Genomic DNA, 17,350 nt, shown 5'->3' on the forward strand with positions numbered 1-17,350 from the left:
ATGCTCGCGTTCAGTCTTCCCCAGGTCGATCCGCTCAGCCAGTCCACCGCCGAAACCCGGCCGAAGGCCGTGGCCGCGTGGCTGGGCCGCCTGCCCTACGCCAGCCCGGTCGACGCGGCCCAGCAGCTGCTCGCCGCGCTGTACGCCCTCAATCGCCATCCGCTGGGCGCCGACGACCGCCATACCCTGCTGTCGCTGTACCGTCCCGTGATCGTGCGCGTGGCGGCCAGCCTGGAAACGCTGCTTGCCGAATCGGGGGTGCCGCCCTATGCGCAGCAGCGGCAGGCCGGTGCCCTGCTGCGCGACCTGCAGCGCGAGCGCAGCCTCGGCTACAAGCATCTGCTGATGGCCCTGACCGACCAGCGCTTCGGCCGCGCCAATCCCCGGCGCCTGGCCGAATTCGCTGCCCAGGTGGCGGCCGCGCTGCGCGACCTGCAGACCGCCTGTTTCATGACCTACACGCCGCCGCCCGCCGGCCTGTGGCAGGACCTGCACCAGCTCCATGCGTACGCGCAGGTCACGAATGTGGCGGAGCTGCCGACCGATGGGGTGCCGACGGCCAGCCTGAGCTACCGCCAGGCCTTGCTGATCGCGCTGGCCGATCCGCCGCACCTGAGCCCGGCCGAGCTCACCCATACCCGGCTCTACCTGGACCGTTTCGCCGCCCTCGCCGAACTGACCTACGGGCCGGTCGCCGACCATCTCGGGTTTCCGGTGTCCACCGACGGCGACATTGCGCCGACCCAGGTCGCGGCCGGCGGCAAGCCGGGCGGCCTGTGGCTGGACACCGATACGCTGTGCCGCCACGTGCACGAAACCGCGGTACGGCTGCGCAAGGGCGAGACGCCGGAACAGGTCGACCTGCCGCCGGGGATGGACCGCGCGCTCAGCCTGACGCTGTGCAAGCGGCTGCTCAAGGAATGGGGCACTACCGCCCAGCGCACGTACAAGCGCTACCCGACGGCGCCCGACAGCACGGTGCAGGTCGTGGCCGGCGTGAGCGCCATCCACCGGCTGCTGGAACAGATCCCGTGTACGGAGCAGAGCGAACCGGACGAGAGCCTGCCGATCCATGACGTCCAGGGGATGTTCGCCTCGCCGGTCGCCGTCAACGCCACCGTGTGGTCCGTCACCAACGACAGCGCGGCCGGCGTCGCCCTCGCCGGCGCGCCGGATACGCCGCTGAACCTGAAGGTGGGCGATCCGCTGGCGCTGCATGCCGGCACGGCCTCGGGGTGGTCGCTGGGCGCGATCCGCTGGATCCGCATGCGCGATGCGCGCCAGGTCGAACTCGGCGTCGAACGGCTGTCGCCGCAGATCCAGCCGGTGTGGGTGCGCCCGCTGCGCGGCCATCGCAAGGCGAGCCCGGAACCGGCCTTGTTCCTGCCCGCCCTGCATGCGCTGAAACAGTCCGACCGCCTGTTGCTGCCGCGCCATCTGTACGAGACCGGCATGGATGCCGAGGTGCTGCATGCGCCGCACCAGTACACGCTCAGTTTCGGCCGGCTGCTGGAACACACGCCGGGCTTCGACCTGGTCGATTTCACCCTGATTGCAGACGAACCGCTATGACCGAGATTCTTGTCCTCTATTACAGTGCCGGTGGCAGCGTGCGCGACATGGCGCATCTGATCGCACGCGGCATCAACCAGGTGGCGGGGGCGTCCGCCCGGCTGCGCACGGTGCCGCCGGTGGCGCCGCGCACCCAGGTGGCCGAGCCGCCGGTGCCCGACGAAGGCGCGCCCTATGTGGAACTCACCGACCTGGAGCAGTGCGCCGGCCTCGCGCTCGGCTCGCCCACCCGCTTCGGCAACATGGCCGCGCCGCTGAAGTATTTCCTCGATACCACCGGCGCGCTGTGGGCGAAGGGCACGCTGGTCGGCAAACCCGCCGCCGTGTTCACCTCCACCGCCAGCCTGCATGGCGGCCAGGAAACCACGCTGACCAGCATGATGCTGCCGCTGCTGCACCACGGCATGCTGATCGTCGGCCTGCCCTACACCCTGGCGGAAGTGAACCACACCGAGAGCGGCGGCACCCCCTACGGCGCCAGCCACTGGGCCGGCGCCGCCGACGACAAGCCGCTGACCGACGCGGAACGCACGCTGTGCATTGCACTGGGCAAGCGCCTGGCCGAAACCGCACGCAAGGTGGCAGCATGAGCCACCCGGCGAGGGACCCGCGCAGCGGGATCGACGGCCAGGCGAATGCTGTCGGAGGCCGACCCGCCACGGGTCGCCCGGGGATGAACACCCGGAGGCCGGTCGCATGAAAGTCCTGCAAATCGTATCCAGCATCAGTCTGATCGCGCTGATTTTTCTCTGCCTGGCGTGGGAGTTGTGGCTCGCGCCGCTGCGCCCCGGCGGCTCCGGACTGGTGATGAAAGTCTTGCCGCTGCTGCTGCCGCTGATGGGCATCCTGAAAGGCCGCCGCTACACCTACCAATGGGCGCCGATGCTGATGCTGGCCTATTTCACCGAAGGCGTGGTGCGCGCGTGGTCGGACACCGGCCTGTCGGCGTGGCTGGCCGGGGGCGAGATCGTGCTGACGGTGGTGTTTTTCTTCGCCGCGATCTACTACGCGAAGTTCAGCGGGCCGTCGCACCAGACACCCTAAACCAGCGGCACGCACCGGCCGAAAGACACGGCCGGACGAGTGGTCAGAAGTTGTAGGCGACGCCCAGCGAAACCATGTTGGCGGTCATCTTGCCGGTCTTGTCGGATTTGCCGAGCCCGCTCACATGGTCGTAGTCGGCGCGCAGGTCGACGTGGTCGCTGAGCTTGTAGAGGGCGCCCACGCCCAGCAGGGGACGGACGACATGGGTCGATGCGTCGCCGCTGGCTGCAACGGCCGCACCGCTGGCAGCGAGGCGGGAATCGACTTTCGCTGCGACCACGCCCGCCTTGCCGAACACGGACAGGCTGTCGCTCAGCGGCAGCGAAAGCAGCGCCGCCAGATCCACGCCGCCGGCCTTCAGCGAACCCTGGGCGCTGCCGCCGCTGTAGCTGGCCGTGTACTTGGCCTTGCCGAAATCGATGTAGCCGGCTTCCACCGCCAGGTTCGGATTGAAGCGATAGCCGCCCTGCAGGCGCCACTTGGTGTTGTTGCCGGAATCGCCGCTGGACAGTCCGGTTGCGCCGTTGGCGAGCAGCGCACTGTCGAAGTGATTGCGGTCGAGCGACAGATTCGAACGGGTGATCTCGCCCACGCCGTAGAAACCGTCGGCGAATGCCGTGGTGGACAGGGCAAGCAGGGCGAACGATGCCAGATGCTGAAGTTTCATGGAGTCTTCCTGAAGTGAATGGAGTGGCCGCCGGATCTGCCGGCGACACCTCCAATCTGCAAGCGCAATGCCAGTTGCACGGCCTCGCTTCAAGGCATTGATTTCATGGAATACGTGGCGCACCCGCCGCCGCGCGCACCGCAGGACGGCGTGGGGCGCATGCAAGAATCGTCGACAAAACTTGCAGGACCGCGCGGCGTTCAGGACTGGTCGGGACGGTATTTCTTCAGCTTGTACCAGAGGGTGCGCTCGCTGATGTCGAGCAGCGCGGCAGCCTTGGCCTTGTTGCCCTCGGCCTGCGCCAGGGCCTCGTCGATCAGCCGCGCCTCGAGATCTTCGACCGCCTGGTTCAGCGGCGGCGGCGCTTTCTGGCTTTCGGCCGACGCGGTGGCCGGCTTGGGTTTGTTGTCGGCGGCGCGCGGGTTGAGCAGGAAATGCTGTTCGTCCAGCGTGCCGCCGCCGCTCAGGATCAAGGCCCGCTCGACCATGTTTTCCAGTTCGCGCACGTTGCCCGGCCAGTCATAGTCGCGCAGGCGCTCGAGCGCCCGCGGCGTGAGGCGGGTCGCTGCCGTCGAATGGCCGTGCTTGACGATGAAGTGCTCGACCAGGCCGGCGATGTCTTCGACCCGCGCGCGCAGGGGCGGCAGTTCGATCGAGAACACATTGACCCGGTAGTAGAGGTCTTCGCGCAGCGTGCCTTCCCGCACGCTTTCCAGCGGATCGCGGTTGGTGGCGGCGATGACGCGCAGGTCGAGTTCGATGACGCGGTTGCCGCCGAGGCGCTCGATGGTGTTTTCCTGCAGCACGCGCAGCAGCTTGGCCTGCAGCGGCAGCGGCATTTCGGTCAGTTCGTCGAGGAAGATCGTGCCGCCGTCGGCCAGTTCGAACTTGCCGACGCGTTCCTTGACCGCGCCGGTGAAGGCACCCTTCTCGTAGCCGAACAGCTCGCTCTCGAGGATGTCGGCCGGGATCGCCGCGCAATTGATCGGCACGAACAGCTTGTCGCGGCGCGGCGAGGCATGATGCAGCGCGCGCGCGGCGAGTTCCTTGCCGGTGCCAGTTTCGCCGGTGATCAGCACCGAGGCCTTGCTCGGCCCGACGCGCTGGATCAGTTCGTACACCGCCCGCATCGGCTCGCTGGTGCCGACGAAGGCATCCCAGCCGCGCTCGATCTCCTGCCGCAGGAAGGCGTTCTGCTGCGCCACCGCGGCACCGTTCAGCACACGCTCGACAGCAAGTTCCACCACGTCGATGTCGAACGGCCGCAGGATGTAGTCGCAGGCGCCGTGCTTCATCGCGGCCACCGCGGTCTCGATGGTGCCGTGCGCGGTGATCACTATCACCGGCACGTCAGACGCCTGCGCCCGCAGCGCGGCCAGCAGTTCGATGCCGTCCATCTCGGGCATGCGCAGGTCGGTGATGACGAGGTCGACGCTGTTCGCCTGGAACAGCGCGAGCGCTTCGACGCCGTTGCCGGCCGCGAGTACCCGGTGGCCCATCTTCTGCAACATGATTTCGAGGACGCGGCGCATCTTGGGTTCGTCGTCCACGACGAGGATCTGTCTGCCTTTCATGTCTCTCCCGATTGCCTGCGCGGCAGGTGGATGCGGAACAACGCGCCGCCCAGTTTGCTTTCCGCTGCTTCGATTTCGCCCCCGTGGGCACCCACGATCTGCTGCACGATGGCCAGTCCCAGCCCGATGCCGCCTTCGCGCTTGAAGAAGAAGGCTTCGAACACGCGGGTCCGTTCGGCCGGATCGATGCCCGGCCCGTCGTCGGCCATTTCGATGGTCAGGAACGCGTCGTCGTCATGGGTCGCCAGTTCGATCTGTCCGCCATGATCGAGGATCTGCAGGCCGTTCATCAACAGATTGAGCAGGACCTGGGTGATCTGTTCCGCGTCGCACTCGATCACCGGTTTCGTTGCCCGCAGGCGGGCGGTCACGCTGACCTGCTTCCTGTCGGCCTGCGCGCCCAGCATGGCGATACTCTTCTCGATCAGCGCGTGCATGTCCACTGCGGCATACGACGGCGCGCGCGGCCGGGCGGTATCGAGCATGGCCGACACCAGGCGGTTGAGCCGCTCGGTCTCGCTTTCGATGAAACCGACCAGCTCGCGGCCCTCGTCGCTGATGCCGGATTCGCGTTGCAGCATCTGCGCCGAGGAACGCAGGATGCCGAGCGGCGTGCGTACCTCGTGCGCGATCACCGAGGACATCTCGCCGATCACCGCCAGTTTCGAGGCACGCACCAGGTTCTGCTGCGACTGGTCGATGTCGCGCATCATCTGGACGAAGGCGTCGGTCAGTTCGCCGACTTCGCCGCCGCGCGCAACCGGCGGCGCCTGCAGGACCTTGTTGCGCATGTAGCCGCGGGCAAAGCCGGTCAGCGCGGCGACGGGCCGGGCGATCTCGCGGCTGACCCAGCTGGCCATGGAGAAGGTCAGCAGCATAATGAGGCCGAGCAGGCCGAGGAAGATGAGCGCCATGCGATGAACCGGCGCAAGCGCCTGGTCGACGGGCTGGATGATCAGCGTGGTCCAGCCGAAGCCGGCGAAATTGGCATAGCCACGCGCGCGCGCGGCACCGACGATGACGTCGGAATCCGCCACCGGCGCGCCCGGCCGCACCGACACGGTCGGACCGGGCGCGCCGGTGCGCCACGCGGCGAGCGCCTTGCCCAGCAGCATGCCGCGCGCACGGAGTTCCTTCGATGCTGCGATCAGCCGGCCCTCGCGGTCGAGCACGGCCAGCATGCGGCCACCGCCGCTGGTGGCCTGGTCCAGCACGTCGTCGATCTCGGTCCAGTCGAGTTTCAGCCGCAGCTGGCCGAGCGTGCCGCCGGCGAACGCCGAGGCCACCGGCACCCGCATCACCAGCGCGCCGTCTTCCTGGCCGGTCGGCGCTTCGAGCGCCACGTCCGCGCCCGACAGCACGGCACCGAGCCAGACCGGCCGGTCCGTCACCCGGCGGCCGACCTCGGCCGCGTCGCTGCTGCTGATGATGCGTCCGTCGCGGTCGACGCACGCAAGCGCAAGATACACATCCTTGTAGCCGGCATGCAGATCGGACAGGAAATGCGAGAGCCGCTTGTCGACATCGCGTACCTGCAGGTCCTGCAGGATGTCGAGATGGCTCCAGGTGGCGGCGTTCTGCAGACGCTCGAACATCATCTTGTCGATGTCCGCGGCGACCCCGGTCGCCTGGATGGCGAGGTTGCGTTCGATCTCCGCCTGCACGGCCTCGCGCGCCTTGACAAAAGCCAGGCTGGCCAGAAGTATGGCGGGCAAAAGGCCGACGCTGAGGAAGGCGACGAGTAGCGTCTTGCGTATGGTCACACCGAGGATGGTAGCCGAATGAAAGTCTGGAATGAGGCCGGAACGCGACAAGAACACGAAAATTCCGGTCCGCCCCCGCCGACTCCGTGCCTGTCCTTGCGCGCTGTCGCGCGGCGGCTCGCCGCGTTCGCCCTGGCGTTCGCGTGCGCCCAGGCCGCGGCCGGAGACGGCGCATTGTCCGACATCAACTACCGCCTGGGCGAAGGCCTCCAGCTGGCGGACACCGGCTTCTCGCTGGGCGGCTATGCCACGGCCAGCTTTGAACACCTGCGCCATGCGCCCGCCCGCACCGCCCTCGACAACCTGAGCCTGTTCGTCTGGTGGCAGGGCGAGAGCCGCTGGAAATTCTTCTCCGAGCTCGATTACGAGAACGTGCTGGCGACGCCCGTGTCCGACCGCGAAGGGGAGACCCGCTACCTGGCGCTGGAGCGGCTCTACCTCGACTATGCGATCACCAACACCACCACGATCCGCGCCGGCAAGTTCCTCACCCCCATCGGCCGCTGGAACCTCATCCATGCGACGCCGCTGGTCTGGACGACGTCGCGTCCGCTCGTCACCACCGAGACGTTTCCCACCAACGCGACGGGGCTGATGCTCAACGGAACGCTGCCCACCGTGGCGAACGGCACCGAGTATTCCCTCTACGCATCGAAAGGCGGGGAGTTGCGCCCCAATCCGGTTCTGGACCCGTTCTACGAGGCCATCGGCGCCCATGTGGCCTTCCCCCTGCTCACGGACGGGCAGATCGGTTTTTCCTACGCCGCCTTCGAGCAACGCAAGACCCGCGACGAGAAAAAACGCCTGCTCGGCGTCGATTTCGTCTGGACGCGCAACCGCTACGAGATCAGCGGCGAAGGCATCTACCGGTTCTCGGACAACGGCAGCGACTGGGACGAGAAAGGCGCCTTCGGCCAGCTGGTGGTCCCGTTGACCGCCAAGCTCTATGCGGTCGGCCGCTATGAGCTCTACCGCAAGGCGCAGGAAGCGCAGGCCACCCGGCTGTGGGTCGCCGGCCTGAATTACCGGGTCACGCCGGCGATCGTATTGAAGGCGGAATGGAACGGCGCCACGCACAACACCATCGACGCGCCCGAAGGCTTCATGTCCTCGCTCAGCCTTCTGTTCTGACGCGCCGCATGCCGACGATCCTGTCCCTGCTGGCGCTCTGGCTAGCCCTTGCCCTGCCCGCCGCGGCGGCCGACCTGCCGTTCGCGGTCATCGCCGCGCCGGGCGCGACCGACCAGCACCTGACGCGCGAATCCGTCGCACTGATATTCAGGCGCAAGCAGAACTACTGGGAAAACGGCACCCGCATCCAGCCGGTCAACCTGCCGCCGGCCCACCCGCTGCGCCGTGCGTTCTCGCGAATCATCCTGGGCCACGCGCCGGAAGCGCTGGAAGACTACTGGCGCGAGATGTATTTCCACGGTGTGCTGCCGCCGCACGTGCTGGCCTCGGAGGAGGCGGTCATCCTGTTCGTGCGGGCCACGCCAGGCGCGATCGGCTATGTCTCGACCTGCGTCCCGGAACACGGGATCTCGATTGTCTTCACCGTCGGCGAGGTGCCCGCCTGTCCCAAATAGCCGGCGACTGCAAGATTGGTCGACAAGACTTGCAGGATGCGCGGCGGGAAGGTGGATCGGGCAGACCCTGAACACCGCCGGCTTGATCCCCTAACACCTTTCATATCAATCGCTTGAGCGATTTTTCCAGTCGGGCTCACCAGCTGGCACCGGTATTGCAATTCCCTGCCTGTCGTGTGGCATCTGCCGCACATCATGCCAAGGAACCCGATGCCTTCCCACCCTGCCGCGCGCCTGCCGACGATCGACACCCCGCCGGCCATCCCGGCCCTGCAGCCTCCGCTGCGCAGCGTGGAACGCGCCGCCCCTGCTACGGACGAGGCATCCGGCCAGCCGCGTTTTGACCTGTTCGAGCATATCGGCAGCAACCGGGCCACGGTCGAAACCTTCATCAGCCAGTGTTTTGCGGAAAGCTTCGGCTCCCGCATCGAGGCCTTCATGCCGCGCCTGTTCAGCGTGCGCAACGAGGCTGGCGATCTCTGCGGCGCATTCGGCCTGCGCTCGGCCAGCCGCAACCTGTTTCTCGAACAATACCTCGACGCGCCGATAGAAAAAGTCATTGCGGCACGCGCCGGCAAACGCATCGAGCGTCACGTCATCGTCGAGGTCGGCCATTTCTCCGGGGCGTTTCCGGGTGCGGTCCGCGCCATGATCGGCCTGCTGACGGCACGCCTCCACCAGGAAGGCTACGAGTGGGTGGTGTTCACCGGCACGACGGGGCTGCGCAACGCCTTTTGCCGGCTGGGCCTGTTCCCCATCGACATCCAGGCAGCCACGGCCGACCGTATCCCGGCGGACGAACGCGCCGCCTGGGGACGCTACTACGACCACGCACCGCGCGTGCTGGTCGGCAACGTCCAGGCCGGCTACCGGGCCATGCGGCTGCCCGCGCCGTCGCGCTGCTGCCTGGCCGGAGAACCGGCATGAGCCTGATTTTCGCAGCCCTGCAACGCCATGCGGCAAGCCATCCCGGCAAGGTGGCCCTGCAGGACGAACACGGTGCGCTCACCTATGGCGAACTGCCGGCTGAAATCGCAAGGCTGGCCGGCCTGCTGCGCGCAGCGGCCCCGCGTGCGGTCGCGATCCTCGCCGACAACGGCAAGGCCTGGGCACTGGCCGACCTGGCCGCGCACGCAGCGGGCATTCCGAGCATTCCCTTGCCATTGTTTTTCTCGCCGGCCCAGCTGGCCCACGTACTCAGGACCGCTTCGATCGACCTGGTGCTGACCGACCAGCCCCAGCGGCTGCTGGCGGCCTTGCCAACACCCAGCCTGTCCGTCGCAAGCTTTTGCGGCGCAGTGATGCAGGTACGGCTGCAGCCCGTCGAACCTGTTGCTGCCCTGCCCGCCGGCACGCACAAGATCACGTTCACGTCGGGGACGACGGGCGAACCGAAAGGCGTCTGCCTGGGATGGGACACGATGGAGACCGTCGCCGAGTCGCTGCGCATCGCCAGCGCGGCCCGACGCGACGACCGCCATCTTGGCCTGCTTCCGTTGAGCACCCTGCTGGAAAACATCGGCGGACTCTATACGCCGCTGCTGGCGGGCGCGACGATCTGCCTGCCGGGGTTGGCCTCGGTGGGGCTCTCCGGCAGTTCCGGGCTGGATGCCGGGCGCCTGCTGGCCGCGCTGGGAGACTGGCACGCGAGCACCGCGATCATGGTCCCGCAGATGCTGCGGGAGATCGTCGCGGCGATCCAGACGGGAACCCCCCGGCCGCATGGCCTGCGCTATCTGGCGGTCGGCGGCGCACCGGTCGCGGTGCGGCTGATGGAGGCAGCCCATGCGTTGGGCCTGCCCGTACACGAAGGCTATGGCTTGTCGGAATGCGCGTCCGTCGTTGCCGTCAACCGCCCCGACGACAGCCGGATCGGCAGCGTCGGCAAGCCCCTGCCGCATCTCGAACTCGCCTTCGCCGACGACGGCGAGATCCTGATTCGGGGCCTCCGCTGGCGCGGCTATCTGGGCGAGGACGACGCAGGGGCCGAGCCGGACGTCATCGCCACGGGCGACCTCGGCTACCGGGACGCAGACGGTTTCCTGTTCCTCACCGGACGCAAGAAGAACATGTTCGTCACCGCCTTCGGGCGCAACGTCGCGCCCGAGTGGGTGGAGGGCGAACTGGCGGCCGACCCGGCGATCGCCCAGGCCGCCTGCTTCGGCGAGGCCCGGCCGTTCAACTGCGCGGTCATCGTGCACCGTCCGGGCATCCCGCAGGCGGCCATCGAGGCGGCGCTGGAGCAGGCCAATCGACGGCTGCCCGACTATGCCCGGGTGCGCGCCTGGATTCCCGCCGCGGAACCCTTCACCGCAGGCAACGGGCTGTCGACGCCGAACGGCCGCCTGCGCCGCAGCGCCATCTTCGGGCGCTACGCCGCGCAGATCGACGCCTTGTATCCATCCTGAACCCGAACCGGACCTCTATGGATTTCTACCCGCACCTCCAGCACGCCACCGCCGCCGAACGCGCGGCCCTGCTGTCGACGCCCCTGATCACGGCCGCCCTGGCGGGCCAGGTGAAGCGGCCTCACTACCTCGCCTTCCTCACCCGCGCCTTCCACCACGTCAAGCACACCGTTCCGCTGCTCATGGCCTGCGGCGCGCGCCTGACCGACCGCCAGGAATGGCTGCGCAGCGCGGTGGCCCATTACATCGAGGAAGAACTCGGCCATCACGAGTGGATCCTCAACGACATTGCCGCTGCCGGCGGCGATGCGGACGCCGTCCGCGACAGCCAGCCCGATTTCGATACCGGCGTGATGGTCGCCTATGCCTACGACACGGTGATGCGGCGCAATCCGGTCGGCCTGTTCGGCATGGTGTACGTCCTCGAAGGCACCAGCGTCAGCCTCGCCTCGAATGCGGCGCGTGCACTGCAGACGGCACTCGATCTGCCCCCTTCTGCCTTCACTTACCTGAGCAGCCACGGCGCACTCGACGTCGAGCACATCGGCGATTTCGAGCGGCTGGTCAACCGGCTCGACACAGAGGGCGAGCGCGACAGCGTCGTACAAAACGCCCGCGCGTTCTTCCGTCTCTACGGCAACGTTTTTCGCAGCATCGATCTTCAGGAGAACACATGAACATATCCGGCAGCACGGTTCTGATCACAGGCGCCAGCGGCGGCATCGGCGGCGCCATCGCGCGCGAACTCGCCTGGCGCGGCGCGTCGCTTATCCTCGTCAATCGCGACGGCGACAGGCTGGAGCGCCTCGCCACGGAACTCCGCGGTTCGGGCGGCAAGGTCATGGCGCTGACCGGCGACATCGCGCAGCCCGGCATGCCGGCCCGCCTGATCGAGCAGGCACTCGAGCAGGCGGGAACCATCGACATCCTGATCAATTGCGCAGGCGTGCAGAACTTCGGATTCTTTGCCCAGGAACGCGCCGCCGACACGGCCATGCTGTTCCAGGTCAACACCATCGCGCCGATCGCCCTGGTCAATGCCGTTCTGCCCCACATGCTGGCGCGCGGCACGGGAAAGATCGTCAACGTCGGCTCGATCTTCGGCTCCATCGGCTTTCCCTGCTTCGCCTCCTATTCGGCCAGCAAGTTCGCACTGCGCGGTTTTTCCGAAGCGCTGCGGCGCGAACTCGCGGGCACCGGCGTCGGCATCACCTACGTCGCCCCGCGTTTCACCAAGACCGCCTTCAACCGCAACGTGGTCGCGCGCATGGCGAACGCCCTGAAGATGAACCAGGACGAGCCGGAAAGCGTGGCCGCCAGCGTCATCGCCACCATCGAACGCGACGATCGCGAGCGCTACCTCGGCTGGCCCGAGAAGCTGTTCGTGCGCATCAATTCGATCCTCCCGCGCCTGGTCGACCCGAGCCTGATCAAACAGGCTGCCCTGATGCGCCCCTTCGCCACCGAATCCACCCGTTAATGCCTGCCACCCGGAGAACGACCATGTTCCGCACGTCCATCGCCACGCTAATTCTGTTCGCCAGTCTGAATGCAGCCAGCCTCGCCGCCACGTCCCCGCTGGATGACGCCATCGCCGACATCGGCCATCGCTGGGCAAAGGTGTCCTACCAGACGCCCAAAGCCGGCAGGGAAGCCGCCTTCGACACCCTGATCGCGCATGCCCAACAGGTGGCCCAGGCTTACCCCAACCGGGCCGAGCCGATGATCTGGGAAGCCATCGTCCTCGCCAGCGCGGCCAAGGCCGACGGCGGCCTGGGTGCGCTGAGCAAGGTCAAGCAGGCGCGCACCCTGCTGCTGGCGGCCGAGAAGATCAATCCGACTGCGCTGAACGGCTCCGTCTACAACTCGCTGGGCAGCCTCTACGCCAAGGTCCCGGGATGGCCGATCGGGTTCGGCGACAAGCAGAAAGCGAAGGCCTATCTTGAGAAGGCGCTCGCCCTCAATCCCGACGGCATCGACCCCAATTACTTCTATGCTGACCTGCTCGCCGACCAGGGCGACTACGTGCAGGCGGCCGATCACTTGAAGCGCGCCCTGGCCGCGCCCGCCCGTCCCGGTCGCGAGGACGCCGATGCCGGCCGCCGCCAGGAAGCCCAGCAACTGCTGGACAGCCTGCGGCAGAAGCATGGCGACCAGCTTGCCGGCAGATGACACGGCGTGTCGCGATGAACAAAACGGCCGACCGGCTCGACACGTTCTGGTGCCTGGTCTTCGTCCTCGCCAGCCTGGGAGGGTGGCTGTGGCTGTACTGGGACATGACCTATCCTGCGCAGCAGCTGCTGTAGTCCCGCCTGCTACGTGCGGGCACGCCGGCTGTCGAGACTGACGATGAGCACGCCCGCCAGCACCAGCGCGGAACCGGCGACCTGCAAGGGCGACAGGCTCTCCTGCAGGAACACATAGGCCATGAGGAGGGTGCTGACCGGCCCGATGGAGCCGATCAGCGACGTGTTGCCGGAACCGATGCGACGGATGGCGTGCGACAGCAGGAACACCGGCAGCAGCGTGGAAAAGATCGCCATGGCCAGGGCGAGCCCGACTACCCGTGCCGGCACCTCAAGCGCATGGAGCGGATGCGTGAATGCGAACTGCAACACACTGGCCGCCGTCGCCACGATCATCGCGTAGGCCGTGAAGCGTGCCGCGCCGATCCGCGCGATGGCATGGCCCGCGCCCACCAGGTAGACGGAATAGGACAGGGTGCTGGCGAACACCAGCGACGCGCCCAGCACGATTCCGCCCTGCATCGTTCCCACATCGTGGACAAACACCAATGCAATCCCCGCATAGCACACGGCCATCGCAGCCATGACCGACTTGCCGATGGCGCGCCGGTACAGCAGTGCCGACAGGATCACCGTCATCGTCGGATACAGGAACAGGATCAGCCGCTCCAGGCCGGCGGAGATCGTTTGCAGTCCGAGAAAATCCAGCAAGCTGGACAGGTAATAGCCGACCAGGCCCAGCACCAGCACGAGGAAGCGGTCATGCCGGCTGAGCGGCTCGACATGCTGGCGTCGGACCCACAGCGCCACGCCGATGAAGAACGGAACCGAGAATGCCATGCGCAAGGCCAGCAGCGTCACCGCATCGACTCGGTCGAGATAGGCCAGCTTGACGAGGATGGCCTTGGCCGAAAAACCCACCGCTGCGAGCAGCGCAAAGCACACGCCGACCAGCGCATCCTGATTGAGTAATCCAGCTTGTGTCGTGTTTGCCATGTTCAGGACCCTGAGGGATACGGCGGGTCGACGGCAAACAGGGTGCAAGGCGGTCGGACCCGCAGTGCCCCGTAAATGAAATTAAGTTAAGCGTGGAGCGGACTGCGGCACAGGGAGAACCCTAGCCACAGTCGCTTGGCGAAGTATGGTGCGGAAATGACGTGTTGCGTGTTCATGGACGTGGAGCCTACCGGGACGGATCGGCCGGGTCAATGGAAACGCCCCGGCGGGGCATTTCCATCGGGCCGGCCTCACACCTGGGGATGCGCGCGCTCACGCTTGCTATGCAGCTTGTTGAGCGCATGCAGATAGGCCTTGGCCGAGGCCACCACGATGTCGGTGTCGGCGCCCTGCCCGTTCACCACGCGCCCGTCCTGCGCCAGCCGCACCGTCACCTCGCCCTGCGCATCGGTGCCGCTGGTGATGTTGTTGACCGAATAGAGCAGCAGGTCCGCCCCGCTGTGGACCACCGATTCCAGCGCCTTGAAGGTCGCGTCGACCGGGCCTGAGCCCTCTCCGCTGGCCCGCCATTCCGCACCATCGTCGGTGAACACCAGTTGCGCAAGCGGCGTCTCGCCGGTCTCGGAACAGACTTTCATCGACACCAGCTTGAAGCGTTCGTGCTCGGTGGCATAGCCCTCGTCGGACACCAGCGCCTGCAGGTCCTCGTCGAAGATCTCGCGCTTCTTGTCGGCCAGACTCTTGAAGCGGGCGAACGCGGCGTTGAGCGCCTCTTCGGTCTCCAGAACAATGCCCAACTCGGCAAGCTTGCTCTTGAACGCGGCGCGGCCGGAGAGTTTGCCGAGCGTCAGCCGGTTGGCATTCCAGCCCACGTCCTCGGCCCGCATGATTTCGTAGGTCTCGCGGTGCTTGAGGACGCCGTCCTGGTGGATGCCGGATTCGTGGGCGAAGGCGTTGGCGCCGACGATGGCCTTGTTGGGCTGCACCGGATAGCCGGTGATGGTGGAGACGAGCTTGGACGCCGGCACGATCTGGGTGGCGTCGATGCGGGTGTCGCAGTGGAACACGTCCTTGCGGGTGCGCACCGCCATCACGATCTCCTCCAGCGAGGCATTGCCTGCGCGTTCGCCCAGCCCGTTGATGGTGCACTCGACCTGGCGCGCGCCGTTCATCACCGCAGCGAGCGAGTTGGCGACCGCCATGCCGAGGTCGTTGTGGCAGTGGGTCGACCAGACGACCTTGTCGGAGCCGGGCACGCGCTCGATCAGCTGCTTCATGCGCTCGCCCCACAAGGCCGGGATGCTGTAGCCGACGGTGTCGGGCACGTTGATGGTCTTGGCGCCGGCCTTGATCACCTCGTCGAAGATGCGGACGAGGAAATCCATGTCGGAACGCACCGCATCCTCGGCCGAGAATTCGACGTCGTCGGTGTATTCGAGCGCGAGCTTCACGGCTTTGACCGCCGCCTCGACCACCTGGTCCGGCTGCATGCGCAGCTTCTTCTCCATGTGGATCGGGCTGGTGGCGATGAAGGTGTGGATGCGCCCGGACTTCGCCGGCTTGATCGCGCCGCCCGCCGCGTGGATGTCGCGTTCGTTGGCGCGTGCCAGCGAACACACGGTCGAGTTCTGGATCGTTTCGGCGATCGTGCGGATCGCCTCGGCATCGCCCGGGCTGGCGGCGGCAAACCCCGCCTCGATCACGTCGACGCCGAGCTTTTCCAGCTGGCGCGCGATGCGGATTTTCTCGTCGCGGGTCATCGACGCGCCGGGGCTTTGCTCGCCGTCGCGCAAGGTGGTGTCGAAAATAAACAAACGGTCTTTCATGGCAGGCTCCATGGAGGGTCGGCGTCAGGCCGACGCATTATATCGGGTTGCCGCGAGAAGCAGGCGGCGCGGGGTACTGCGGGGGAGGGGGTTCAGTATGTGCGCGCGACGCGCAGCAGCAGGCTGCCGAACAGGACGTTCGACAGGCAGAGAAGATAGGACGGGTGCGACTGGTTGGACATGGACCAAATTCTATCTACTTTTCGCCGCCCTGCAAGGGGGCAGCCGTCTCGACCGATTTTTTGTGGCGGATCCGCTGCAACAGGGCATCGACATAGCCCGACAGTCCGTACAGCAGGAACACGACGAACAGCACTTCGGGCGGGCTGGTCGACACCAGGATGAAGGCCAGCACGATCAAGAGGATGACGAAGAACGGCACGCTCTTCCTGAGGTTGATTTCCTTGCCGCTGTAATAGCGGAAGTTGCTGACCATGGTGAGCCCGCCGAACAGCGCGATCACGGCGGCCAGCCAGCGTATGTCGTGGCCCGCGATGCCATACTCGACCATCACCCAGACGAAGCCGGCGACCAGGGCCGCGGCCGCAGGGCTGGGCAAACCCTGGAAGAAGCGCTTGTCGGTGACCGTGTCGATCTGGGTGTTGAAACGCGCCAACCGCAGCGCGGCGCCCGAGCAATAGACGAAGGCGGCGATCCAGCCGAACTTGCCCATGCCCTGCAGGGCGAATTCGTAGATCACCAGCGCCGGCGCCACACCGAACGACACCATGTCGGACAGGCTGTCGTACTCGGCCCCGAAGGCGCTCTGGGTATGCGTCATGCGGGCGACGCGGCCATCGAGGCCGTCAAGCACCATGGCGATGAAAATCGCTACCGCCGCGAGTTCGAAGCGGCCGTTCATCGCCTGCACGATCGCGAAGAAGCCGGCGAACAGCGCACCGGTGGTGAACAGGTTGGGCAGCAGATAGATGCCGCGATCACGCATCCGGGGGCGCTTCGATTCGGTTTTTCGGTGATGGAAGTCGAGCATGAAGAGGACTGAGGCGTATTCGCCCGCGTTACCAGCGAGCCAGTATGGTACGCCCGCCCGTGACTTTTTGCCCGATCGAGACTTCGGCACGCGCCGTCGTCGGCAGATAGACGTCGACCCGCGAGCCGAAGCGGATGAAGCCGTAGCGCTGGCCGCGCACCAGTTTGTCGCCGGTGCGCACGTAGCACAGGATGCGCCGCGCGATCAGGCCGGCAATCTGCACGCTCGTCACATCGCCGCGCGCGGTCTGGATCCAGATCGCGTTGCGTTCGTTTTCGGTGGACGCCTTGTCGAGGTCGGCGTTGACGAAGCTGCCGGGTATGTACCAGAGCCCCTTGATCTCGCCGTCGACCGGACTTTTGTTGGAGTGCACGTTGAACACGTTCATGAACACGCTGATCTTCAACGCATCGCGTTCCAGGTAGGAATCGCGCACCTTCTCCACCGAGACGATGCGACCATCCGCAGGCGAGATAACCGCGTCGGCATCGGCCGGAGGCACGCGTGCCGGATCGCGGAAGAACTGCAGCGCGAACACCGCCCAGATCCAGAATGGAATCGACCACCAGCCGATGAGCCAGGTCGCAATCAATGCGGCCGCAAATGCGGCCAGCAAAACCAGCCAGCCTTCACGGGCGATAAGAGGATGTGTCATAAATAGATCGGGTAAGGCGTGAGAAGAAAAGGGTGAGGCGCGCGGGCCGATCGGCCCTCGC

Annotated in this window: 18 protein-coding genes; 11 read left to right on the forward strand and 7 right to left on the reverse strand. The window is 66.6% G+C overall.

Annotated elements, in window-relative coordinates; all coding sequences use genetic code 11:
* The 3 genes from B058_RS0101185 (at position 1) to B058_RS0101195 (ending at position 2,616) form a co-directional block, all read left to right on the forward strand.
* Positions 1-1,572, forward strand: a complete 1,572-nt coding sequence (locus B058_RS0101185) for a hypothetical protein (RefSeq protein WP_018506636.1) — start codon at positions 1-3, stop codon at positions 1,570-1,572.
* Positions 1,569-2,162, forward strand: coding sequence for an NAD(P)H:quinone oxidoreductase (gene wrbA, locus B058_RS0101190; protein ID WP_018506637.1), 594 nt, complete (start codon positions 1,569-1,571; stop codon positions 2,160-2,162). The genes B058_RS0101185 and wrbA overlap by 4 nt, the downstream gene beginning before the upstream one ends.
* 106 nt (positions 2,163-2,268) lie before the next feature.
* On the forward strand, positions 2,269-2,616 hold the full coding sequence (locus B058_RS0101195) for a DUF2069 domain-containing protein (protein WP_018506638.1): 348 nt from the start codon (positions 2,269-2,271) through the stop codon (positions 2,614-2,616).
* Between the two features lie 43 nt (positions 2,617-2,659).
* Here B058_RS0101195 and B058_RS0101200 read toward each other — a convergent pair whose 3' ends face one another.
* The 3 genes from B058_RS0101200 to B058_RS0101210 form a co-directional block, all read right to left on the reverse strand.
* Positions 2,660-3,283 (reverse strand): outer membrane beta-barrel protein, encoded by a 624-nt coding sequence (locus tag B058_RS0101200; RefSeq protein ID WP_018506639.1) that lies wholly within the window; start codon positions 3,281-3,283, stop codon positions 2,660-2,662.
* Positions 3,284-3,483: 200 nt separating this feature from the next.
* Complete coding sequence (locus B058_RS0101205) at positions 3,484-4,857, reverse strand: sigma-54-dependent transcriptional regulator (protein ID WP_018506640.1); 1,374 nt, start codon at positions 4,855-4,857, stop codon at positions 3,484-3,486.
* Entirely contained in the window at positions 4,854-6,620 is a 1,767-nt protein-coding gene (locus tag B058_RS0101210) for a sensor histidine kinase (protein ID WP_040723369.1), read from the reverse strand. The genes B058_RS0101205 and B058_RS0101210 overlap by 4 nt, the downstream gene beginning before the upstream one ends.
* A gap of 96 nt (positions 6,621-6,716) precedes the next feature.
* Here B058_RS0101210 and B058_RS0101215 point away from each other — a divergent pair, with 96 nt between their 5' ends.
* The 8 genes from B058_RS0101215 (at position 6,717) to B058_RS17980 (ending at position 12,920) form a co-directional block, all read left to right on the forward strand.
* The gene (locus B058_RS0101215) at positions 6,717-7,751 is read left to right on the forward strand and encodes a hypothetical protein (protein WP_026240539.1); all 1,035 of its coding nucleotides are present in this window, start codon (positions 6,717-6,719) and stop codon (positions 7,749-7,751) included.
* Positions 7,752-7,759: 8 nt separating this feature from the next.
* On the forward strand, positions 7,760-8,206 hold the full coding sequence (locus B058_RS16215; RefSeq protein ID WP_018506643.1) for a hypothetical protein: 447 nt from the start codon (positions 7,760-7,762) through the stop codon (positions 8,204-8,206).
* A gap of 210 nt (positions 8,207-8,416) precedes the next feature.
* Positions 8,417-9,133: a thermostable hemolysin gene (locus B058_RS16220; protein WP_018506644.1), complete on the forward strand. Its 717-nt coding sequence runs from the start codon at positions 8,417-8,419 to the stop codon at positions 9,131-9,133.
* Positions 9,130-10,614: an AMP-binding protein gene (locus B058_RS0101230; RefSeq protein WP_018506645.1), complete on the forward strand. Its 1,485-nt coding sequence runs from the start codon at positions 9,130-9,132 to the stop codon at positions 10,612-10,614. Before B058_RS16220 ends, B058_RS0101230 begins: the two co-directional genes overlap by 4 nt.
* 17 nt (positions 10,615-10,631) lie before the next feature.
* Positions 10,632-11,291 carry an iron-containing redox enzyme family protein gene (locus B058_RS0101235; RefSeq protein WP_018506646.1) on the forward strand — a complete coding sequence of 220 codons (660 nt, stop codon included), beginning with the start codon at positions 10,632-10,634 and terminating at the stop codon, positions 11,289-11,291.
* Positions 11,288-12,094, forward strand: a complete 807-nt coding sequence (locus B058_RS0101240) for an SDR family oxidoreductase (RefSeq protein WP_018506647.1) — start codon at positions 11,288-11,290, stop codon at positions 12,092-12,094. The genes B058_RS0101235 and B058_RS0101240 overlap by 4 nt, the downstream gene beginning before the upstream one ends.
* 23 nt (positions 12,095-12,117) lie before the next feature.
* Positions 12,118-12,786 carry a tetratricopeptide repeat protein gene (locus B058_RS0101245; protein ID WP_018506648.1) on the forward strand — a complete coding sequence of 223 codons (669 nt, stop codon included), beginning with the start codon at positions 12,118-12,120 and terminating at the stop codon, positions 12,784-12,786.
* The gene (locus tag B058_RS17980) at positions 12,783-12,920 is read left to right on the forward strand and encodes a hypothetical protein (RefSeq protein ID WP_169335071.1); all 138 of its coding nucleotides are present in this window, start codon (positions 12,783-12,785) and stop codon (positions 12,918-12,920) included. The genes B058_RS0101245 and B058_RS17980 overlap by 4 nt, the downstream gene beginning before the upstream one ends.
* 9 nt (positions 12,921-12,929) lie before the next feature.
* On the opposite strand, the gene B058_RS0101255 is transcribed toward B058_RS17980, so the two are convergent.
* From B058_RS0101255 to B058_RS0101275, 4 genes are all read right to left on the reverse strand, one after another.
* Positions 12,930-13,856, reverse strand: a complete 927-nt coding sequence (locus tag B058_RS0101255; RefSeq protein ID WP_018506650.1) for a DMT family transporter — start codon at positions 13,854-13,856, stop codon at positions 12,930-12,932.
* A gap of 251 nt (positions 13,857-14,107) precedes the next feature.
* Positions 14,108-15,643, reverse strand: coding sequence for a 2-isopropylmalate synthase (locus tag B058_RS0101260; RefSeq protein WP_018506651.1), 1,536 nt, complete (start codon positions 15,641-15,643; stop codon positions 14,108-14,110).
* A gap of 196 nt (positions 15,644-15,839) precedes the next feature.
* Positions 15,840-16,634 carry a CDP-diacylglycerol--serine O-phosphatidyltransferase gene (pssA, locus tag B058_RS0101270; RefSeq protein ID WP_018506653.1) on the reverse strand — a complete coding sequence of 265 codons (795 nt, stop codon included), beginning with the start codon at positions 16,632-16,634 and terminating at the stop codon, positions 15,840-15,842.
* 28 nt (positions 16,635-16,662) lie between these two features.
* Positions 16,663-17,289 carry a phosphatidylserine decarboxylase gene (locus B058_RS0101275; RefSeq protein WP_018506654.1) on the reverse strand — a complete coding sequence of 209 codons (627 nt, stop codon included), beginning with the start codon at positions 17,287-17,289 and terminating at the stop codon, positions 16,663-16,665.
* Positions 17,290-17,350: the final 61 nt, after the last annotated feature.

Source organism: Thiobacillus thioparus DSM 505 (genome assembly GCF_000373385.1).
In the GTDB taxonomy this organism is placed as follows: Bacteria; Pseudomonadota; Gammaproteobacteria; order Burkholderiales; family Thiobacillaceae; genus Thiobacillus; species Thiobacillus thioparus.